The sequence below is a fragment of the Pseudotabrizicola sp. 4114 genome (assembly GCF_031457365.1).
Lineage (GTDB): Bacteria > Pseudomonadota > Alphaproteobacteria > Rhodobacterales > Rhodobacteraceae > Pseudotabrizicola.
In genome coordinates this window covers 209,670-228,751 of record NZ_JAVDWP010000006.1, presented here as the reverse complement: position 1 = coordinate 228,751, position 19,082 = coordinate 209,670, and the positions used below count along the sequence as shown (strand labels likewise).

21 protein-coding genes are annotated in these 19,082 nt (G+C 63.6%); 8 read left to right on the top strand and 13 right to left on the bottom strand.

What is annotated here, in order from left to right:
* Positions 1-57: 57 nt before the first annotated feature.
* Positions 58-1,476, bottom strand: coding sequence for an FAD-dependent oxidoreductase (locus J2X53_RS15640; RefSeq protein WP_349038412.1), 1,419 nt, complete (start codon positions 1,474-1,476; stop codon positions 58-60).
* 1 nt (position 1,477) lies between these two features.
* Complete coding sequence (locus J2X53_RS15635; RefSeq protein WP_349038411.1) at positions 1,478-2,191, bottom strand: VTT domain-containing protein; 714 nt, start codon at positions 2,189-2,191, stop codon at positions 1,478-1,480.
* 262 nt (positions 2,192-2,453) lie between these two features.
* Between J2X53_RS15635 and rpmH the strand changes: the two genes are divergently transcribed.
* The 3 genes from rpmH (at position 2,454) to yidD (ending at position 3,307) form a co-directional block, all read left to right on the top strand.
* Positions 2,454-2,588, top strand: a complete 135-nt coding sequence (gene rpmH / locus J2X53_RS15630; protein ID WP_118149560.1) for a 50S ribosomal protein L34 — start codon at positions 2,454-2,456, stop codon at positions 2,586-2,588.
* A gap of 123 nt (positions 2,589-2,711) precedes the next feature.
* Positions 2,712-3,041: a ribonuclease P protein component gene (gene rnpA / locus J2X53_RS15625; protein WP_233517005.1), complete on the top strand. Its 330-nt coding sequence runs from the start codon at positions 2,712-2,714 to the stop codon at positions 3,039-3,041.
* A complete protein-coding gene (yidD, locus tag J2X53_RS15620; RefSeq protein ID WP_349038410.1) occupies positions 3,038-3,307 on the top strand; it encodes a membrane protein insertion efficiency factor YidD in 270 nt (89 codons plus the stop codon). The genes rnpA and yidD overlap by 4 nt, the downstream gene beginning before the upstream one ends.
* Here yidD and yihA read toward each other — a convergent pair.
* The 6 genes from yihA to J2X53_RS15590 form a co-directional block, all read right to left on the bottom strand.
* On the bottom strand, positions 3,278-3,931 hold the full coding sequence (yihA, locus tag J2X53_RS15615; RefSeq protein WP_349038409.1) for a ribosome biogenesis GTP-binding protein YihA/YsxC: 654 nt from the start codon (positions 3,929-3,931) through the stop codon (positions 3,278-3,280). The two genes, yidD and yihA, sit on opposite strands and share 30 nt — an antisense overlap.
* Complete coding sequence (locus J2X53_RS15610) at positions 3,928-4,674, bottom strand: MOSC domain-containing protein (protein ID WP_349038408.1); 747 nt, start codon at positions 4,672-4,674, stop codon at positions 3,928-3,930. Before J2X53_RS15610 ends, yihA begins: the two co-directional genes overlap by 4 nt.
* On the bottom strand, positions 4,671-6,527 hold the full coding sequence (gene yidC, locus J2X53_RS15605; protein ID WP_349038440.1) for a membrane protein insertase YidC: 1,857 nt from the start codon (positions 6,525-6,527) through the stop codon (positions 4,671-4,673). The genes J2X53_RS15610 and yidC overlap by 4 nt, the downstream gene beginning before the upstream one ends.
* A gap of 207 nt (positions 6,528-6,734) precedes the next feature.
* Positions 6,735-8,270, bottom strand: coding sequence for a GGDEF domain-containing phosphodiesterase (locus J2X53_RS15600; protein ID WP_349038407.1), 1,536 nt, complete (start codon positions 8,268-8,270; stop codon positions 6,735-6,737).
* A 71-nt stretch (positions 8,271-8,341) separates the two neighbouring features.
* Positions 8,342-9,211 carry a tRNA 2-thiocytidine(32) synthetase TtcA gene (gene ttcA / locus J2X53_RS15595; RefSeq protein WP_349038406.1) on the bottom strand — a complete coding sequence of 290 codons (870 nt, stop codon included), beginning with the start codon at positions 9,209-9,211 and terminating at the stop codon, positions 8,342-8,344.
* Between the two features lie 108 nt (positions 9,212-9,319).
* The gene (locus J2X53_RS15590; RefSeq protein ID WP_349038405.1) at positions 9,320-10,051 is read right to left on the bottom strand and encodes an SDR family oxidoreductase; all 732 of its coding nucleotides are present in this window, start codon (positions 10,049-10,051) and stop codon (positions 9,320-9,322) included.
* A gap of 116 nt (positions 10,052-10,167) precedes the next feature.
* On the opposite strand from J2X53_RS15590, the gene argB reads away from it, so the two are divergent.
* The 5 genes from argB to J2X53_RS15565 all read left to right on the top strand — a co-directional run bounded on the left by argB (position 10,168) and on the right by J2X53_RS15565 (position 13,506).
* Positions 10,168-11,067 (top strand): acetylglutamate kinase, encoded by a 900-nt coding sequence (gene argB, locus J2X53_RS15585; protein ID WP_349038404.1) that lies wholly within the window; start codon positions 10,168-10,170, stop codon positions 11,065-11,067.
* A gap of 63 nt (positions 11,068-11,130) precedes the next feature.
* The gene (locus tag J2X53_RS15580; RefSeq protein WP_349038403.1) at positions 11,131-11,784 is read left to right on the top strand and encodes a ferredoxin; all 654 of its coding nucleotides are present in this window, start codon (positions 11,131-11,133) and stop codon (positions 11,782-11,784) included.
* 25 nt (positions 11,785-11,809) lie between these two features.
* On the top strand, positions 11,810-12,313 hold the full coding sequence (locus J2X53_RS15575) for a histidine phosphatase family protein (protein ID WP_349038402.1): 504 nt from the start codon (positions 11,810-11,812) through the stop codon (positions 12,311-12,313).
* A 185-nt stretch (positions 12,314-12,498) separates the two neighbouring features.
* Positions 12,499-12,684, top strand: coding sequence for a hypothetical protein (locus J2X53_RS15570; protein ID WP_304876452.1), 186 nt, complete (start codon positions 12,499-12,501; stop codon positions 12,682-12,684).
* Between the two features lie 57 nt (positions 12,685-12,741).
* The gene (locus J2X53_RS15565) at positions 12,742-13,506 is read left to right on the top strand and encodes a Stf0 family sulfotransferase (RefSeq protein ID WP_349038401.1); all 765 of its coding nucleotides are present in this window, start codon (positions 12,742-12,744) and stop codon (positions 13,504-13,506) included.
* A 174-nt stretch (positions 13,507-13,680) separates the two neighbouring features.
* Here J2X53_RS15565 and J2X53_RS15560 read toward each other — a convergent pair whose 3' ends face one another.
* The 5 genes from J2X53_RS15560 to J2X53_RS15540 all read right to left on the bottom strand — a co-directional run bounded on the left by J2X53_RS15560 (position 13,681) and on the right by J2X53_RS15540 (position 19,053).
* Positions 13,681-14,442 carry a 16S rRNA pseudouridine(516) synthase gene (locus J2X53_RS15560; protein ID WP_349038400.1) on the bottom strand — a complete coding sequence of 254 codons (762 nt, stop codon included), beginning with the start codon at positions 14,440-14,442 and terminating at the stop codon, positions 13,681-13,683.
* A gap of 83 nt (positions 14,443-14,525) precedes the next feature.
* Positions 14,526-15,314 carry an amino acid ABC transporter ATP-binding protein gene (locus tag J2X53_RS15555; RefSeq protein WP_349038399.1) on the bottom strand — a complete coding sequence of 263 codons (789 nt, stop codon included), beginning with the start codon at positions 15,312-15,314 and terminating at the stop codon, positions 14,526-14,528.
* 12 nt (positions 15,315-15,326) lie between these two features.
* Entirely contained in the window at positions 15,327-16,637 is a 1,311-nt protein-coding gene (locus J2X53_RS15550; RefSeq protein WP_349038398.1) for an amino acid ABC transporter permease, read from the bottom strand.
* Between the two features lies 1 nt (position 16,638).
* A complete protein-coding gene (locus J2X53_RS15545; RefSeq protein WP_349038397.1) occupies positions 16,639-17,892 on the bottom strand; it encodes an ABC transporter permease subunit in 1,254 nt (417 codons plus the stop codon).
* 135 nt (positions 17,893-18,027) lie between these two features.
* Complete coding sequence (locus J2X53_RS15540) at positions 18,028-19,053, bottom strand: amino acid ABC transporter substrate-binding protein (RefSeq protein WP_349038396.1); 1,026 nt, start codon at positions 19,051-19,053, stop codon at positions 18,028-18,030.
* Positions 19,054-19,082: the final 29 nt, after the last annotated feature.

Below are 19,082 nucleotides of genomic sequence, written 5' to 3'. Positions count from 1 at the left end.
CTTGAAAAACCCGCCGTGCCCCGCCTTCACCCTGTTTCGCCCTCCTGTCGCCTTGCGTCAGGGCAAAAACCTTTGCACCAGACGCACAAATCGCCTGAGCATAGGATTATCAAAGAGTTTAGGGGAAAAATAGGCTCCTGCCGCACGTTTCGAGATTTCACCCAATGTCGGATAGGGCGCGACCATGCCGGCGATTGCCGACATCCTGGCGCGCGATGCGATGGCAAAGGCCCAAAGTCCGATCAGCTCGCCCGCCTGTGGCCCGACGATGGACACGCCCACCGGCCTGCCGCGGGCCACCATCACCTTCATCAGCCCCTTGGTCTTTGCTTCGGTCTGCGCACGGTCATTGTGGCGGAACTCCTGCCGCAGCACGGTCAGCGCATCGCCATGCGCCTTGCGCGCCTCGGCCTCGGTCAGGCCGACCTGTGCGAGTTCGGGGTCGGTGTAGGTGACCCATGGAATATGGCGGGTGCTGGTCTTTGCAGGCAGACCCAGCACGATCTGGCGGATCACAATGCCCGCGTGATAGCCCGCGACATGGGTGAACTGCAGCCCGCCCGCCGCATCGCCCACCGCATAGACCCGGCGGTTGGAGCTGCGCAGATCGGGGCCGACGGTCACGCCCTTGCGGTCATGCTTTACCCCGGCGGCCTCAAGGTTCAGCCCGTCCAGATGTACCTTGCGCCCCACCGCCAGCAAAAGGTGGCTGCCCTGCACATCGCGGCCGTCTTTCAGCGTGATCTTGATAGCGCCCGCCTGACCGGAAACCGCTGTGACCGGCGCATCTTCCAGGATCTCCACCCCCTCGGCGCGCAGATTGGCCAGTGCCACCGCCGCCAGTTCGGGGTCATCGCGACCAAACGCCTTTGCGCCCTCGATCACTGTCACCCGGCACCCCAGACGCCGGTGCGCCTGCGCCATCTCAAGCCCGATCGGCCCGCCGCCGATGATGATCAGATGCGCGGGCCGGTCGCGCAGGGCAAAAATGGTCTCGTTTGTCAGATAGGGCACGGTCTCAACGCCCGGAATCGACGGCACCAGCGGCCGGCTACCCGTCGCGATGACAAAGCGGCGGGCCCTGATGGTCTGGCCGCCCGCTTCCAGCGTATCTGAACTGGTGAAACGCGCCCAATCGCGGATCACCTGCACGCCCAGCCCCTCGAACCGCTGCTGACTGTCGACCGGGGCAATCGTGGAGATCACCTGCGCCACGTGATCCTTGACCGCGCCAAAGTCGACCTCCGGCTCCACCGGGATGATGCCGTAGCGCGCGCCGTCCCGCATCGCCTGCGCCGCCTTGGCCGCCGCAATCAGCGCTTTGGACGGGATGCAGCCTGCGTTCAGGCAATCGCCGCCCATCTCGCCGCCTTCGATCAGCACCACGCGCGCGCCCATCTGCACCGCACCCGCCGCCACCGACAGCCCGCCGGAGCCTGCGCCGATGATGCAGATGTCTGTCTCGATCAGGCTCATGTCAGGCTTCCTTTTTGAAACGTTTGATCAGAACGGGCAGTGCAGACAGCGCGGCCAGCCCCAGAATCGGGCCGATGACATGCGGCGCGAAAATGATCGACAGATCAGGCGTCTCGCCACGGGCAAACACCTCGCCCAGACCTGCCCCCACCGAGGTAAACACCAACCCGCCCGGAATGATCCCGAAAAACGTGGTCACCGCAAAGCGCATCAGCGAGGCACCGACAAAGGCCGGCAGCAGATTGGCAATAAAGAATGGCACCACCGGCACCAGCCGCATGATCAGCAGGGCCGACCATTCGTTGTCGCGCAACCCCTGTTGCAGCCGCGCCACCGCGCCGCCTCTTTCCGCGATCCGCGCCGCCACATCGGCGCCAAACCCGGCGCGGGCGGCCAGAAAAATCGCCACCGCCCCGACCGTCGCCGCACCGACATTGTAAAACACCCCCGGAAACAGCCCGAACAGGAACCCCCCGGTCAGGGTGGCAATCGTCGCCCCCGGCAGGCTGAAGGCCACGATCATCACATAGGCCGCGACAAACACAAGGCTGGCCAGGGCAAAGTTGCCATCGCGGAACGCCAGCAGCGACTCGCGGTGCCGGGCAAGCGCATCAAAACTGAACTGATCGCGCAAAAGAAAGGCCCCCAGAACAGCGACAGCAGCAATCGCAAGGATCGGCAGGCGTTTCAGCCAGAGGTTTTCGGTGGTCGGCATGGCATCCCTTTCGACAGCATTTCCCTCCCTACGGGTCCGGGCGGGTATGTGTTTCAGCAAAAGCGCTTTGCAACAACGGCATCACGCTGCATTGATCTGGCCTGCCGCCGCGATCTTCTGCGAAATGTTGGCCAAAATCGGTATGGCTTGCGTTGACTTGGGTTCAAAGCCTGCGTAAAGACCGGGCTTCAAGTTGCCTGCCCCCGAATCCTTGGGGCTTGATCCTTTGGGGTTCGGGCACGCCGTCTGATGGAGAGCCGCGATGAAGCGCACATTTCAACCGTCCAACCTGGTCCGCAAGCGTCGCCATGGTTTCCGCGCCCGCATGGCCACCAAAGGTGGTCGTCTGGTGCTGGCCGCCCGCCGCGCCAAGGGCCGTCACAAGCTGTCGGCATAAGATTTCCGGCCCCGTTCAGGGCCGCTTATGGACAGGCAAGACATGACGCCGCCGGAGGAAATGGGCCAAGGCATTGCCGAAGCGCCCGTTGCGCCTCCGGCGGTTTCACTTTGCATAACGACTATGCGCCACCGCCCCGAATTCCTGCGAACGGCTTCGGCCCGTCGGCAGGGTGCCGGTGGCTTTCTGGTGCAGGCCCGCTGCCGCAATGATGGCAAGCCGGGCGTGCAGGTCGGCTTTACCGCCTCCAAGAAAATCGGCAATGCCGTGTTCCGCAACCGCGCCAAGCGTCGTCTGCGGGAAATTGCGCGTGCCGTATTGCCACAGCTGGCACAGCCCGGATGGGATTATGTGCTGGTGGCCCGCCCCGGCGTGACCGTGGACCGCCCCTTTGCCCAATTGCTGACCGATCTGGAAACCGCGCTGCGTGCGATCCACGCGCCACGGGCATGACCCCGCTGGCGCATCTGGTGGCGCTGCCGGTGCGCGCCTATCGCCTGCTGCTGTCGCCTTGGGTCGGGCATGGCTGCCGCTATCAGCCCACCTGCTCCGCCTATGCGCTGGAGGCACTGCAGCGCCATGGCGGCCTCAAGGGCGGCTATCTGACCGCCCATCGCCTGTGCCGCTGCCACCCTTGGGGTGGGCATGGCTATGACCCGGTGCCGGGGGCTGACCCGGCGCATGATGCCTCACTCCAGCGTGGCGATGATCGCGCGTAGGGTTTCGATCCCCTCACCCTTTTCCGAACTGGTGATGACGATTTCCGGATAGGCCGCCGGATGCTTGGTCAGCGCCGCCTGCACCTGTTCGATATTGGCCTCGCGCGTGGCCGCGTTCACCTTGTCGGCCTTGGTCATCACCACCTGAAAGGTCACGGCGGATTTGTCCAAAAGCGACAGGATCTCCTGATCCACCGCCTTGATCCCGTGCCGGGTGTCGACCAGCACAAAGGCCCGCCGCAGGGTCTGACGGCCTTGCAGATACGACCGCAGCAGCGCCTGCCATTTTTCGACCACCGCCAGCGGCGCCTCGGCATAACCATAGCCGGGAAGGTCGACCATATAGCGCTGCTCGCCCAGTGCGAAATAGTTGATTTCCTGCGTCCGGCCCGGCGTGTTCGACGCCCGCGCCAGTGTCTTGCGCCCGGTCAGCGCGTTGATCAGACTGGATTTACCGACATTGGACCGCCCGGCAAAGCACACCTCGAGCCGGTCTGCCGGTGGCAGGCCCGGCATGGCGACCACGCCTTTGACAAAATCGACCGGCCCGGCAAACAGCAGCCGCCCCTTTTCGCGGGGCCCAAGGTCAGGCATCTCGGCCAAGGGAAAACGCACAGCGCTCATAGCACCTCCACTTGGTCGCCACGCGCGATGGGACCGGATTTTGTGACCATGGCATAGGTGCCAAAGTCCTGATGGCCAAACGCGCGTTGCAGCGCGCCCAGCGTGTCGGCATCGACTGCTCCCGTCTCCGGGTTAACGGTCGTCGCCTTGCAACGGGTGATGCGCTGCTCGATCCGCAGCTCGGCCCCGCCGATCCGCAGCGTGCGGCCCAGCAGATCCCACTCGGCCCAGGGGGCAAGCCCCTCCAGCCACAGATTGCCGCGCCAGCGGTGCACCGACAGATCTCGCCCCAGCCGCGCGCCCAGATCGGCGTTGGAGGCAAGGTTCAGCACCGCCACAAACGGCTCGGGCACATCGGTCATCGCCTGCCCCGGCACGTGCCCCACCCGCGCAGGCGCAGGCCGGTCGAGCGGCCAGAGCGGCCGCAACCACGCCACAAGTGCTGTGCTGTCGGTATCGGGGGCCAGCGTGATTTCACCCGCCGTCGGATGACTCAAGGTCACCCGCCGCGCGCCCTCATCCAGCCGGGCGCGGATCGCCATCAGCTCTGGCCCGGCCACGCCACGCAGAAAATTCATCTTCGGCGTCCATGCGGTCAGAGCATCCGCTTTTGCCGCCTCATGCAGCACCGCCCATTCCCGGTCGAACGGCAAAGCGCGCCCCTGTGTAAGGGGCGCGCTTGCCAGTTCCTCAAAACCTATGGATTTGATCGGATGGCGGCAGATCTGGGCCAGCCGGATCATTTCTTCTTCGGCTTCGTGCTCTTGTCAGCCACCGGAATAACAGGCGGCTTTTTCTTGAAACCCGACCTGATGTTGCCGAACAGGTCCGGCTTGTGACCATGGCTGCGCATGATGGCGTATTGCTGGGTAAAGGTGATCACGTTGTTGGTGATCCAGTACACCACCAGCCCGCTGGCAAAGCCGCCGAGCATGAACATGAAAATCCAGGGCATCCAGGCAAAGATCATCTGTTGCGTCGGATCAGAGGGCGCGGGGTTCAGCTTTTGCTGCAGCCACATGCTGATGCCCAGCAGGATCGGCAGAATGCCGATGAACACCAGCGCCAGAATCGTGCCAGGCTCCGGCGAAGCCCAGGGCAGCAGGCCAAACAGGTTGAAGATTGACGAACTGTCCGGCGCGGACAGGTCATTCAGCCAGCCAAAAAACGGCGCGTGGCGCAGTTCGATGGTGACGAAAACGACCTTGTAGAGCGAAAAGAAGATCGGGATCTGGATCAGGATCGGCAGGCAGCCCGCAGCCGGGTTGACCTTCTTTTCCTTGTACAGCTTCATCATCTCGCGCTGCATCATCTGCTTGTCGTCGCCGGCACGCTCTTTGAGCGCCTCCATCTCGGGCTGCAGCTCTTTCATCCGTGCCATGCTGACATAGGATTTATAGGCCAGCGGCAGAACCAGCAGCTTGAGGATAAAGGTCAGCGCGATGATCGCCACGCCCATGTTGCCGATATTGGCATTCAGCCAGTGCAGAATCGCAAAGATCGGCTTGGTCAGGAAAAAGAACCAGCCCCAGTCGATCGCGTCGATAAAGCCGGGGATCGGCTGGGCGGTGGTGCCTACAGCGCCCTCGTTCTGATAGGCGCGGATGGTCTCCCAGCGCTTGGCGCCGGCAAACAGCCGTTGGGTCGAGGTCACCGTCTCACCCGGAGCCACCGCAACAACGGCCTGACGGGTTTCGGTCTGGTAGATGTTGGCCTGAGGCACGAATTTCGTAACCGAGGTAAAGGGCTTGCCCTGTTCCGGCACCAGAACCGTCATCCAGTATTTGTCGGTAAAGCCGATCCAGCCATCGGTCTGCGCCTCGACCACCTGCGCCTGAGCGCCTTCGCGGTCGACCAGCGGCAGATCTGCCACGTCATCGTAATCGGTCTCGGTCAGCTTGCCATCGGCGCGGGCGACCACGCCTTCGTGGCTGACAAAGAAATTCTCAAGATTGGTCGGCTTGCCGTGACGGGCGACGATGCCATAGGGAAACAGCCGCGCCTCGGCAGCGCCGGTGTTCTGCACACTCTCGGTCACGGTGAACATGAAATGCTCATCCACCGCGATCTGGCGGGTGAAGTTCAGGCCGTTGCCATTGTCCCAACGCAGCGTGACCGGCTGGCCCGGCGACAGGGTGCCGCCGCCTGCGGGCATCCACTCGGTGTTGGCCCCCGGCACGTCTTCGAAGTTCAGCGCCCCGGCGGGGCCCCAGCCGAACAGCGCGTAATAGGCATTTGGCTGCCCCACCGGCGCCAGCAGGCGCACGATGCCGGAGTTTTCGTCCAGCGTCTGCTTGTAGGTTTTCAGCTCCAGATCGTCGATCCGGCCGCCCAGCAGCGAGATCGAGCCGGTCAGCTCCGGCGTGTCGATGGTCAACCGCGGCGCTTCCGCCGTCGGGGCTGCACCATCCGCCGATACGGTCGCTCCGGGCTGCGTTGCAGCCGGCGGCGTGGTTCCATCGGTCTGCGTCACCGCCGGGGTGTTTGCATTGGGGTCAATCACCGGCTCAGGTGGAGGAAACATCACAAACCAGACCATGATGACCACAAAGGACAGCACGGTTGCGAGGATGAGGTTCTTGTTCTGATCGTCCATCGGGACTTCCGCCACCATTGTTCAGGTCAGCGGTCGTTCAACAGAAGGGGGCGGGAAAGGTCAAGCGGTTTTCCTGTTTCGGCCTGAGTATTGATGCGGCAGATCCGCCACCGTCCGGCTTTCGCCGCCTGAACGGCGGCAGTCCGGTCGACCGGTCCGACGCCGGCACCCGCCTGCCCGACTGGCCCGGGGCGAGGCCAGTTCACCCTATTGCGTGTGGCGGATCTGGCTGGTCCGCGCCCTGCCCATTTCATACCGGGCGATCCAGCCAAAGGTTTCCTCGACCGCCATCGGTCTTGCAATGCCAAAGCCCTGGACATGGCCACAGCCAAGCTGTGCGACCGTTACATGCTCACCGGGGGTTTCCACCCCTTCAGCCACGGTGTCGAGACCAAGCCGGTCGCAGAGCGACAGGATCGCCGCGACCATGCGTTTCTGTTCGGGGTCCGTGTCACTGCGCGAGACAAAGCAGCGGTCGACCTTGATCCGGCGCACGGCGAAGCGGCGGATATTGGCGATTGACGCCTGCCCGGTACCGAAATCGTCCAGATCAATGCCACAGCCCAGTTCGGCAATCCGGGCCAGATTGGTCACGATCACATCATTGTCAGACCGTGCCGCCACAGTTTCCAGCACCTCGACCGTCAGGCGCGGCGGGGCGAGGGAAAACCGGTCCAGCTCCCATTTCAGCTTGTCAGGCAGGCGGGGGTTGCGCAGTTCCGAGGCCGAAAAATTGACCGCGACCCGCGCGATGTGATGCCCGGCCTTGTCCCACCGGGTCAGCGCCGACAATGCGCCGTACAGAATCACCTCGCCCAGACGCTCTGACAGGCCCGCGTCCTCGACCAGCGGCAGAAATTCTGACGGGGCGATGATCCCGCGCTCGGGGTGGTGCCAGCGGGCCAAAGCCTCAAATCCGCTGATCTCACCGGTATCGGTGGACAGTTGCGGCTGAAACCACGGGCGGATCTGCCCCTCATCCAGCGCATGTTCCAGACCGGCGCGCAATGCGGCGCGGTCAGCGCGGCGGCGGGCCATATCGGGCTGATAAGCGCGGATTGCGGCGGGACCATTGCGCAGCGCCTCATCCGCCGCGGCCTGAGCCGCATCGAGCAAAGGGCCGCCCAGCGGGGCGGGGGCACGATCTGCCAGACAGAACCCGACCGACAGGGACGGATACACCGTCATGTCATCCACCGCCAAAGGCGCGCTGACTGCCGACTGCAACCGCACCGCCATCTGTACCGCCGCTTCCAGATCAAACCGGCGCACCGGACCCAGGCTGACGGCAAAGCCATGGCCTGCCAGCCGCGCCACTACGTCGCCTTCGCGCAGCGACAGGCCCAGCCGTTCCCCCGTGCGCATCATCACACGGTCAAAGGCCAGCCGGCCGTGCCGGTCCACCAGCATGTCCAGTTCATCGAACATCAACACGAAACACGCCGTGGTGCGGCCATGGATCGCCACACCGGCAAGCACCTGATCAAGATTGGCGACAAACCGCGCCTCGGTCGCGAATCCATCATAGCCGGGCGCAAGGTCGGGCACGCGCGACCGCATCCGGCGCAGCCCGATCAAGGCAAAGGCCACCGGTACAGCGATGGCCAGCGTCAGCAAGGCCACCTCCCCCCCGAACCAGAAGGCGGCAACGGAAACGGCAGGCAACAAAACCAGACCATCCCCCCCTGACACCCGGCGCAGCAGAGCCCGGACCGAAAATCTGGCTGAGGAAGTCCTGTTCATGGTGCCCCCGTCGTAACGTGGGCCCGTCACCCTCGTCCACTCAGGCTAGGCGGCCAAGGGTATCCGAATGCTTAATCCAAATCCCGAAGTTGCGGAAGATTTTCTGCATTTGTTCCTGCCTGCTGCATCAAGCCGGCAAAATCGAACAGGCCGGGGTCAGCCAGATGCGAGGGGCGCACATTCATCAGCGACCGGAACATCACCTGCCGCCGCCCCGGCACCCGCGCCTCCCATTCATCAAGCAGCTTTTTCACCTGCGCGCGCTGCAACCCTTCCTGCGAGCCGCACAGATCGCAGGGAATGATCGGATAGCCCATGGCCCGGGCAAAACGGTCACAATCCGCCTCGGCGACAAAGGCGAGGGGCCGGGCAACGAACAGATCGCCATCCTCATTCAGCAGACGCGGCGGCATCGAGGCCAGACGCCCGCCATGAAACAGGTTCATGAAGAAGGTCTCAAGAATATCATCGCGGTGATGACCCAGAACGACGGTCGAGCACCCCTCTTCCCGCGCGATGCGGTACAGGTTTCCGCGTCGTAGCCGCGAGCACAGACTGCACATCGTGCCGCCCGGCTTGATCTTGTCGATCACCACCGAATAGGTGTCCTGATATTCGATCCGGTGCTCCACCCCCATGCGGGTCAGAAATTCCGGCAAGACGGTGGCGGGAAAGCCGGGCTGGCCCTGATCCAGATTACAGGCCAAGAGGTCCACCGGCAGCAGCCCGCGCCATTTCAGCTCGTGCAGCACTGCCAGCAGCGTGTAGCTGTCCTTGCCGCCCGACAGGCAGATCAGCCAACGCTCTCCCGGTTTGGCCATGCCATAGGTGTCAATCGCTTCGCGCGCCTGTTGCACCAGCCGCTTGCGCAGCTTGCGGAACTCCAGCCCTTTGGGCGCGCCGTAAAACAGCGGGTGAATGTCGTCGGCATCGTCAAGCATGCTGGCCTCCGCAGGGTTGCCCGGATATGCGGCCCAAGGGGTCGCGCGTCAAGCGGTCCCGCTGGCCGCGCCGCGCAACCAGCGACCACAAGCGGGGGATGCTGCCGGTCAGACATGCTGCGCGCCGTTCACCTCGATCTCGGCGCCCGAGATATAGCTCGACTGGTCCGAGCACAGGAACCAGATCACATCGGCCACCTCTTTCGGCTGACCCAGACGCTGCATCGGCAGCTTTTCGACAATCTTGTCGGTGCCCGGTGACAGGATCGCGGTCTCGACCTCGCCCGGCGCAATCGCGTTGACCCGCACCCCCAAGGGCCCGAAATCATGCGCCATCTCGCGCGTCAGGGCGGCGAGGGCCGCCTTTGACGTGGCATAGGCCGCGCCCGCAAACGGATGCACCCGCACCCCGGCGATTGAGGTCACGTTGACCACCGATCCCTTGGCCGCCGCCAGCTCATCCTTGAGCCCCCGCGCCATGATGACGGAAGAGAAGAAGTTGACATGAAACACCTGACCCCAGGTCCGCAGATCGGTGTCCAGGGTGTTCAGCCGCGCGCCATCCGGCCCTTTGGGGCTGATCCCGGCGTTGTTGACCAGCGCATCCAGCCGGCCGTTGATCTTGCTCTTGATGGTCTCGATCGCCGCGATGGTCTTGTTCGGGTCGGACAGATCAATCTGGATATGGTTCTCTTCGCCCCCCGGCCAGGGACAGCGCGCATCAAACGGCTGGCGTGAGCAGGTCAGCACCCGCCAGCCCTCGGCTGAAAACCGCTTGACCGTGGCATGCCCGATCCCGCGCGATGCGCCGGTCAGGACGATGGTTTTCGGTTCGGACATGGCTGTCTCCTTGAGTTGAACAAACCCTACGCTTACGGTCGGGAAAGACAAGCCGGGACACGGCGCTTGGCAGGTGGAGCCAAAGACGCTACCAACCACGCAACCCCGGAGGCCCCATGAAACAGCAGACCCTGACCATGCAAGATGCCCTGAACACCGCCAAGATGCTGTCCGAAGCCCTGCCCTATCTGCAACGCTACGCCGACTCGGTCGTGGTGGTGAAGTTCGGCGGCAATGCCATGGGCGATGATGCCGCCATGGCCGAATTCGCCCGCGACATCGTGCTGATGCGTCAGGTGGGCGTGAACCCGGTCGTGGTGCATGGCGGCGGGCCGATGATCAACGACATGCTGAACAAGCTGGGCATCAAGTCTGAATTCGTGCGCGGCAAGCGGGTGACCGACAAGGCCACCGTGCAGGTGGTCGAGATGATCCTGTCGGGTCTGGTCAACAAGCGCATCGTGCAGGCGATCATGGATGCCGGTGGCCGCGCCGTCGGCATTTCCGGCAAGGATGACGACCTGATGGTGTGTGAGGCCGATGACCCGGAGCTGGGCTTTGTCGGCCGTCCGGTCGAGATGAACGTGCAGGTGCTGCGCGATCTGTACAACGCCGGGATCATCCCGGTGATCGCGCCAGTGGGCACCGGCATGGCCGATAACGAGACCTTCAACGTCAACGGCGATACCGCTGCCGGGGCGATTGCCGGCGCGTTGCAGGCCGACCGCCTGCTGCTGCTGACCGATGTGCAGGGTGTCAAGAATGCGGCGGGCGAGGTGATGACCCAGATCACCCCGGACGAGATCCGGCAGATGACGGCGGATGGCGTGATTTCGGGCGGGATGATCCCCAAGACCGAAACCGCGCTGCTGGCGATCGAACAGGGCACGCGGGCGGTGACCATTCTGGATGGCCGCATCCCGAACGCCTGCCTGCTGGAGTTGTTCACCGATCACGGCGCGGGCAGCCAGATCCGATCAACCGAACCGCGGGTGAAACCGCTGGTGCGACGGTGATCTGACCGTTGCTTTGGGGGCTGTCGCGGGACGCCTCCGGCGGGAGTATTTAGGAAGCAGCAAATGCCAGAGCCGAGCCCTGACCTTCTGACCGCATTGCTGGAACCGCACTGCCTGGAAGTTCTGGGCGGGTTTGACTGTACGGGCGAGCCGGGGTTTCCGGCCTGGGCGCGGACCCTGATCCTGCTGGGGCCGCGCGAGCCGGGGTTCTGGCCGCACCTGAAGGCGCAGCCGGAATGGGGCGGCCCTGATCCGGTCGACCGTTGGTCGCGGCGGGTGATCGGGCGGCTGGCCTGTGATCTGGATGGCAAGGCGCGGTTTCCCTTTGGCGGGCCGCCCTGGCACCCGTTTTATGGCTGGGCCTTGCGGACCGGGCGGATCTGGGAAAGCCCGGTCAGGGTTCTGGTGCATGACACACAGGGGCTGCTGGTCAGCATGCGGGGGGCACTGATCGTGCCGCAGGCGCTGGACTGTGGTGCTGCGTCCCGCCCCTGTGACAGCTGTGCGCAGCCCTGTGTCACGGCCTGCCCGGTCGGCGCGCTGTCCGTGGGTGGCTATGACGTGGCGGCCTGCCACGCATTTCTGGATCAGCCCGATGGCGCCGATTGTCTGGCAGCGGGGTGCAGGGTTCGGCGCGCTTGCCCGGTGTCGCAAGGCTATGCAAGACTTGCCGAACAGTCGGCCTATCACATGGGGCGATTCCACAGGGCGGGATAACCGCCTGTATTCGGGGGGAGTAGGAATGAAGCGCCTGATCTTGACGCGGCATGCGAAATCGAGCTGGGATGATCCTCTGACGCCGGACCATGACCGCCCTCTGAACGAACGGGGCCGGGCGGCGGCGGCGGATCTGGGGCAATGGCTGGCGAGCCGGGGCTATGTGCCCGGACAGGTGCTGTGCTCGGACAGCTTGCGGACCCGCAAGACCTGGGCCGGGATCGCGCCCGCGCTGCCGGGGACGCCGGAGCCGGAGCTGAAGCCTGCGCTCTATCATGCCGGGGCGGAGGTGATGCTGGCGGTGCTGCGCCATGCGACGGCGGATACGGTGATGATGGTCGGGCATAACCCCGGCATCGCGGAATTTGCGGCGCGGATCGTGGCGCATGCCCCGGTCAATCCGGAGTTCAGCCGCTATCCGACCGGGGCGACGCTGGTGGTCGACTTTGTGGCCGACACCTGGGCGGATGTGGGCTTCGGGCAGGGGGTGGTGGATGATTTCATCGTTCCGCGCGAGATCATGGCCTGACAGCTGCCCATGGGTTTCCCCCTGTGTTACACGGGCGGGAAGCCCATGAAATCAAGGGCTTGACCCTGTGGGATTTACCAATTCTTAACGGTTTCCCGCACAGAGCCACCCTTTGGGCACCGCTTGCGGCGGTGCCCGGTTTCAGGCATGACGCATGATCAGGATCTAAAACAAGGCGACAGCCCATGGACTACGCGAAATCAGGCAACCCGAAACTGAGCAAGGATCAGGGCCGCCAGAAAGACCCCAGCGCCAAGCCGGGCAAGGAATTGAAGGCCAAGGCCCCGACCAAGACCCCGAACCTGCGGCCCAGCAAGGAAGAACTGCTGGAGCGGATGAAGGCCAAGGCGGCGGGCAAGACTGAGGAATAAGTCCCTGCCCTGCTGCCCCTGCCGAAGCGGGGGTTTGTGACGCGAGGAACAGGGCTGATGCGGTATGACTCCTATATCATCTGCACCGCGCCGCGCAGCGGCAGCACATTGCTGTGCAGGCTGCTGACCGATTGCGGCGTGGCCGGGCGGCCAGACTCCTATTTCTACGAGCCCTCGGTTGCAGACTGGATGGAAGAGCTCGGCATTCCACCGGGCAACCTGCCGGAAACCGAGGCGATCCGGGCGGTGATTGCCGCCGCGATGGTCAGGGGGCGCGGCACAACCCCGCTCTTTGGTCTGCGCCAGCAACGGTCTGGCTTTGGGTTTCTGTGTGACAAGCTGCGGCAAGTCAGCCCGGCGGGCCTGTCCGACAGGCACTGTCTGGAGCACGTGTTTGGCCGCATTCTTTTTATCCACCTGTCCCGCGAAGACAAGCTGGCGCAGGCGGTTTCGCTGATCAAGGCAGAGCAATCGGGCCTGTGGCATGTTGCGGCGGACGGATCGGAACTGGAGCGGTCGGCACCGCATCAACCGCCGGTCTATGATGCGAGAGCGATCAGAACACAGATCGACGCCCTTACGGAGCAGGATGCCGGCTGGCGCGACTGGTTTACGCAGCAGGGGATTGCCCCGCTGCGCCTGACGTATGACGCGCTGTCTGCGGCCCCGGTTGATACGCTGCGCAGCGTGTTGACGGCGCTTGGACTGGACCCGGCCCACGCCGATCCGGTCCGGCCCGGTGTGCGGAAGCTGGCGGATCGGGTAAGTGAGGACTGGATCGCGCGGTTTCGGGCTGAGGAACGCTTTCGGGATCAGTCATAAGGCGACAGGTTCTGGACTTAGCGCAATCAGGCAGCCCGAAACGACTCAAGGATCAGGGCCGCCAGAAAGACCGCAGCGCCAAGCCGGGCCAAGAGCTGAAGGCCAAGGCGGCGGACAAGAGCGCCGGATAAGGCGCTTGCGACCGGCAAGGCGTCGGCCGGCGTCGGCCCCTGATCATGCAAAGATCAGTGCGATCTGGTCATCGTTCAGCAGCGTCCACTGACCGGGCGCCAGGCTGTCCGGCAGGGCCAGAGCCCCCAGGCTTATCCGGTGCAGGTCTTCAACGTGGTTTCCGGTGGCGGCGAACATGCGGCGCACCTGATGATAGCGGCCTTCGGTCACCGTCAGCAGCGCCTCGGTCTCCGAGATCACTTGCAGCTGCGCCGGAGCCAGCGGCTTTGCTTCGCCTTCCAGCATCAGTTCCCCTGACGCGAACAGCGCGGCTTCCGTCCCGTTCAGCGGGCGGGCCAGCCGGGCGCGATAGGTTTTTGCGACATGGCGGCGCGGGCTGATCACGCGGTGCAGCAGCGCGCCGTCATCGGTCAGCAGAAGCAGGCCCGATGTCTGCTTGTCGAGCCGACCGATGGTGGAAATCGCCGGGCTGCGCTGCCGCCAGCGGGGCGGCAGGATGTCATAGACCAGCGGACCCGCCTCTTTGTGCGAACAGGTCATGCCCAGAGGTTTGTGTAGCAGGATGACCAGACCCACAACCGGATCAATCGGTTGACCGTCGATCTGCATGCGGGTGGGCAGATCGGGGGTCACGCGGATGCGCGCGGACGCGTCTGACAGTACAGCCCCGTCCAGCGTGATGCGCCCGCCCTTGGCCAGTTGCGCCATTTCGCTGCGCGAGCCATAGCCCATGGAGGACAAAAGCCTGTCCACGCGGGAGGTCGGGGGGGTGGCCATGTGCTGTTTGCCTTCCGGAACGGTCATGACCCCAGTTTTCAGACCGGCCGCGCTTGCACAAGATGCAAAAAGGGCCCCGGAGGGCCCCTTTCCGAAACATCCGGCGCGGATCAGTGTCCGAGGATCTGCGACAGGAACAGTTTTGTCCGGTCCGATTGCGGGTTGTTGAAGAACTCTTTGGGGGAGTTCTGTTCGACAATCTGGCCTTGATCCATGAAGATCACCCGGTTCGCCACCGCCTGCGCAAACCCCATCTCGTGGGTGACGCAGAGCATGGTCATGCCCTCTTCGGCCAGTTCGATCATGGTGTCGAGCACCTCTTTGATCATCTCGGGGTCGAGGGCGGAGGTGGGTTCGTCGAACAGCATGATGCGCGGTTTCATGCACAGCGAGCGCGCAATGGCCACGCGCTGTTGCTGGCCGCCCGACAACTGGCCGGGGTATTTGTTGGCCTGCTCGGGGATTTTCACCTTGCGCAGGTAGTGCATCGCCACCTCGATCGCTTCGGCTTTCGGGGTCTTGCGGACCCAGATCGGGGCGAGCGTCAGGTTTTCCAGAATGGTCAGATGCGGGAACAGGTTGAAGTGCTGGAACACCATGCCAACCTCGGACCGGACCTTGTCGATGTTTTTCAGGTCAGAGGTCAGTTCGGTGCCATCCACGATGATCTGGCCCTGCTGGTGTTCCTCCAACCGGTTGATGCAGCGGATCAGGGTGGATTTGCCCGACCCGGAGGGGCCGCAGATCACGATCCGCTCCCCCCGGTTGACGGTCATGTTGATGTCGCGCAGCACGTGAAAGGTGCCGTACCACTTGTTCATCTGGCTGATCTGGATGGCGACTTCGTTGCTGACCTGCATGTGGCTGCGGTCAATTTCGCGCGCGATGGCTTCGGACATGTTCCGGCTCCCTTAGCGATGATCGGTTTTCAGCTTGGATTCCAGGTACATCGAGTACCGGGACATGCCAAAGCAGAAGAGGAAAAAGATGGCGCCGACAAAGATGTAGGGTTCCCAATAGATCCCCTTCCAGTCGGTGGAGGCGCGGACGGCGTCGGTGATGCCCTTGAGCGGGTCCAAGAGGCCGACGAAGACAACGAGGGTGGTGTCCTTGAACAGGCCGATGAAGGTGGAGACGATGCCGGGGATCGAGATTTTCAGCGCCTGCGGCATGATGATCAGGCGCTGCGCCTTCCAGTAATCCAGCCCCAGAGCGTCGGCGGCTTCATACTGGCCGCGTGGCAGGGCGGCGAGACCGCCGCGCACCACTTCGGCGATGTAGGCGGCGGCGAACAGCACCACCATGATGATGACGCGCAGGATGATGTCGAAATCAGTGCCCGGCGGCAGGAAGTAGTTCAAGAGCAGCGAGGCGGTGAACAGCAGGGTGATCAGCGGCACACCGCGGATGAACTCGATGAAGCCGACCGACAGTTTGTTGACAATGAACATGTCGGACTGGCGGCCAAGCGCCAACATCACGCCAAGCGGCAGCGAAAAGGCGATGCCGGTGAAGCCGATGGTGAAGGCGAGGACAAAGCCGCCGAACTCACGTGAGCGCACACCTTGCAGCGCAATCGGGATGATGGATTGCAGCGCATCAGCGACAGGACCAGCGAGGAACAGCCACCACAGCACCGGGGCCAGCACGGCGGCGATGGTGGCGAGGATGGTTCCGGCGACGGGTTGCACCAGTTTGGCCGCAAAATAGCCGATGGCGAAACCGGCAAGCGCGGACACCGGCACCCAGACCGAGCCGCCCCACAACAGCCAGAAGCCCACCGCCGGGTAGACCAGCGAGAACCACAGCATCTTGCGCGGAAGCTTGTCAAACAGCACCGGCGCCACGGCGACGCACAGCAGGGCAAAGGCCAGAACCGGGCGCCAGTACAGGTGCGACGGGTAGAAGCCGAACAGGTATTGCGGCCAGCGTTCGCGGATCACCGCCCAGCAGGCGCCGGTTTGTCCGTCACCCCAACGCTCGGCGATGATCTGACGGCATTGGGACAGGCTGCCCGCGTTCCAGACCGAGCGGGACAGCCAGGGCGCGATGCCGACGATGATGTAGGCGACGACAGCGATGCCCAGAATGGTCAGGATGCCGTTGAGGACGGACGAGAACAGGTTCTCGCGCACCCATTTGACCGCGCCCGCTTCGGTGATCGGGGGCGATTGTTCGGGCAGCATTTCGGTGCGGACGAAGGTGCTGGTACTGGTGTTCATCTCAGCGCTCCTTCAGCTTGACGGAATTGTTGTAGACGTTCATCGCAGACGAGATCAGCAGGCTGATGATCAGGTAGATCAGCATCAACAGCATCATCGCCTCCAGCCCGCGCCCGGTCTGGTTCAGCGTGATGCCGCCCAGCGTGCCGCGCAGGTCCATGTAGCCGACGGCGATGGCCAGCGACGAGTTCTTGGTCAGGTTCAGGTATTGCGAGATCAGCGGCGGGATGATGACCCGCAGCGCCTGCGGCAGGATGATCAGGTTCATCGTGCGGCCGGGGCGCAGGCCGAGGGCAAAAGCGGCCTCGGACTGCCCGCGTGAGATGGCGTTGATCCCGGCGCGGACGATTTCGGCGATGAAAGCCGCCGTATACAGCGTCAGCGCCAGCCACAGCGCCACCAGCGAGTTCGACACCTGCAAGCCGCCGGTGAAGTTGAAGCCTTGCAGCGAGGGGCTGTCGATGTGGGTGCCAAGCGCCAGAAACACCACAATGATCGGCCCGAACAGCGCCAGAAGTGACTGCCACCAGGTGGTTGGGCGCAGGCCGGTGGCCTCTTGGATCCGGGTGGCGCGGCGCAGGATGGTGCGGTTGATCAGGAAACCGCCGACCAGAGCCGCGACGATCAGCGCAAGGTCAAGGTTCAGCCACAGCGGGCCCAGGGGCAGCCAGCCCAGCGAGCGGTCAAAGATCAGCCAGGGAATGGCGGTGTAGCGGTTGGTAAAGGCCACCGTGTCAAACAGCACCATAGACGCCGCCGGAGTGTCGCCGCGAAAGGCGTTCGGGGCGGGCAGCGCCTCGGTAAAGACGGTGTAGATCATGAGGATCCACAACAAGAGCGGGATGTTGCGGAAAACCTCGACGTAGATTGTCATCAGCCGGGCGATCACCCAGTTTTTCGACAGCCGCAGCACCCCGGCGATCACGCCCACCACCGTCGCCGCGATACAGCCCAGAACGGCGATCAGCAGCGTGTTGAGCAGACCGACCAGCGTGGCGCGGGCGTGGCTGCTGTCGTTGGTGTAGTCCACCAGCGTCTGGTTGATGTCGTAACCTGCCCGGTTCCACAGGAACCCGAACGAGATGCCACGCCCCAGCGCATCAAGGTTGCGCAACAGGTTGTCGATGAGCCAGGCAGCCCCCAACATCACCAGCATGAGCACAACGATCTGAATGGTTATGGAACGGTAGCGGGTGTCATAGATTAGCATCCCGAGCCGAAAGCCAGCTTTCGGTTCTTCCGTGACTACGGCCATTTATTTTCCCCTGAAGTCCGCGCGCCCCCGGGCTTTGCCCTTATGTGTGGGGGTGTTCCCCCGACGCTGCGGATAACCCTGTTCTCTATTTGGAAGGGGCGCGCCTTGCTGGCGCGCCCCGGTCGTTTCAGCCGATCAACGGAACGGCGGGGTGTAGAGCAGACCGCCCTGGGTCCACTGGGCGTTCAGACCGCGCGCCAGACCGATCGGGGTCGATTCCCCGATGGTGGCCGCAAAGATCTCGCCATAGTTGCCACCGGCTTTGATCGCGTTCTTCGCCCATTCGGCGTCAAGCCCGATCATCGCGCCCAGATTGTCCGACGAGCCCAGCAAACGCTGCACTTCCGGGTTCTGCGACGAGGTCGCCAGTTCGTCGATGTTTGCCGAGGTGATGCCGAATTCTTCAGCAGCAACCAGAGCGTTCATCGTCCAGCGGATCACGTCGCCCCAGGCGCTGTCGCCGTGGCGCACTGCAGGCCCAAGCGGTTCTTTGGAGATGATTTCCGGCAGGATGATGTGGTTTTCCGGATCGGCAAATGCCGCACGGGTGGCAGCCAGACCCGAAGCATCGGTGGTGTATGCGTCGCAAGCGCCAGCCAGATACTGCTGTTCGCCTTCGGCGTTGGTTTCGATCGGAACCGCCGTATAGGTCATGTTGTTGGCTTTGAAGTAGTCAGCCAGGTTCAATTCCGTGGTGGTGCCGGTCTGGATGCAGATCGTGGCGCCGTTCAGCTCTTTTGCCGAAGACACGCCCAGATCGGTGCGGACCATGAAGCCCTGACCGTCATAGTAGTTCACGCCGACAAAATCCATTTTCAGGTCGGTATCGCGTGAGAAGGTCCAGGTGGTGTTCCGGATCAGAAAGTCGATCTTGCCCGAAGTCAGCTGTTCAAAGCGGTCCGACGAGGTGGTGGGGATATAGACCACTTTCGACGCATCGCCAAAGATCGCGCCGGCGACGGCTTTGCACAGGGCAACGTCAAAGCCCTGCCAGTTGCCGCTTGCATCCGGGGCGGCAAAGCCGACCAGCCCGGTGTTGACGCCGCAGTTCAGTTCGCCACGGGCCTTGACGGTATCAAGCGTCGAGGTGCCCTGCGCCAGTGCCATGCCTGCGAACAGGGTGGTGGCCGCGAGGGTGCCGAGGAATACGGATTGTTTCATTCTTACCTCATCCTGAGTTGTCGGCCTTG

What these genes read in the sequence shown, in the direction of transcription:
- J2X53_RS15640 (WP_349038412.1), bottom strand. Translation starts at nt 1,476, where the DNA reads ATGAGCCTGATCGAGACAGACATCTGCATCATCGGCGCAGGCTCCGGC.
- J2X53_RS15635 (WP_349038411.1), bottom strand. Translation starts at nt 2,191, where the DNA reads ATGCCGACCACCGAAAACCTCTGGCTGAAACGCCTGCCGATCCTTGCG.
- rpmH (WP_118149560.1), top strand. Translation starts at nt 2,454, where the DNA reads ATGAAGCGCACATTTCAACCGTCCAACCTGGTCCGCAAGCGTCGCCAT.
- rnpA (WP_233517005.1), top strand. Translation starts at nt 2,712, where the DNA reads ATGCGCCACCGCCCCGAATTCCTGCGAACGGCTTCGGCCCGTCGGCAG.
- yidD (WP_349038410.1), top strand. Translation starts at nt 3,038, where the DNA reads ATGACCCCGCTGGCGCATCTGGTGGCGCTGCCGGTGCGCGCCTATCGC.
- yihA (WP_349038409.1), bottom strand. Translation starts at nt 3,931, where the DNA reads ATGAGCGCTGTGCGTTTTCCCTTGGCCGAGATGCCTGACCTTGGGCCC.
- J2X53_RS15610 (WP_349038408.1), bottom strand. Translation starts at nt 4,674, where the DNA reads ATGATCCGGCTGGCCCAGATCTGCCGCCATCCGATCAAATCCATAGGT.
- yidC (WP_349038440.1), bottom strand. Translation starts at nt 6,527, where the DNA reads ATGGACGATCAGAACAAGAACCTCATCCTCGCAACCGTGCTGTCCTTT.
- J2X53_RS15600 (WP_349038407.1), bottom strand. Translation starts at nt 8,270, where the DNA reads ATGAACAGGACTTCCTCAGCCAGATTTTCGGTCCGGGCTCTGCTGCGC.
- ttcA (WP_349038406.1), bottom strand. Translation starts at nt 9,211, where the DNA reads ATGCTTGACGATGCCGACGACATTCACCCGCTGTTTTACGGCGCGCCC.
- J2X53_RS15590 (WP_349038405.1), bottom strand. Translation starts at nt 10,051, where the DNA reads ATGTCCGAACCGAAAACCATCGTCCTGACCGGCGCATCGCGCGGGATC.
- argB (WP_349038404.1), top strand. Translation starts at nt 10,168, where the DNA reads ATGAAACAGCAGACCCTGACCATGCAAGATGCCCTGAACACCGCCAAG.
- J2X53_RS15580 (WP_349038403.1), top strand. Translation starts at nt 11,131, where the DNA reads ATGCCAGAGCCGAGCCCTGACCTTCTGACCGCATTGCTGGAACCGCAC.
- J2X53_RS15575 (WP_349038402.1), top strand. Translation starts at nt 11,810, where the DNA reads ATGAAGCGCCTGATCTTGACGCGGCATGCGAAATCGAGCTGGGATGAT.
- J2X53_RS15570 (WP_304876452.1), top strand. Translation starts at nt 12,499, where the DNA reads ATGGACTACGCGAAATCAGGCAACCCGAAACTGAGCAAGGATCAGGGC.
- J2X53_RS15565 (WP_349038401.1), top strand. Translation starts at nt 12,742, where the DNA reads ATGCGGTATGACTCCTATATCATCTGCACCGCGCCGCGCAGCGGCAGC.
- J2X53_RS15560 (WP_349038400.1), bottom strand. Translation starts at nt 14,442, where the DNA reads ATGACCGTTCCGGAAGGCAAACAGCACATGGCCACCCCCCCGACCTCC.
- J2X53_RS15555 (WP_349038399.1), bottom strand. Translation starts at nt 15,314, where the DNA reads ATGTCCGAAGCCATCGCGCGCGAAATTGACCGCAGCCACATGCAGGTC.
- J2X53_RS15550 (WP_349038398.1), bottom strand. Translation starts at nt 16,637, where the DNA reads ATGAACACCAGTACCAGCACCTTCGTCCGCACCGAAATGCTGCCCGAA.
- J2X53_RS15545 (WP_349038397.1), bottom strand. Translation starts at nt 17,892, where the DNA reads ATGGCCGTAGTCACGGAAGAACCGAAAGCTGGCTTTCGGCTCGGGATG.
- J2X53_RS15540 (WP_349038396.1), bottom strand. Translation starts at nt 19,053, where the DNA reads ATGAAACAATCCGTATTCCTCGGCACCCTCGCGGCCACCACCCTGTTC.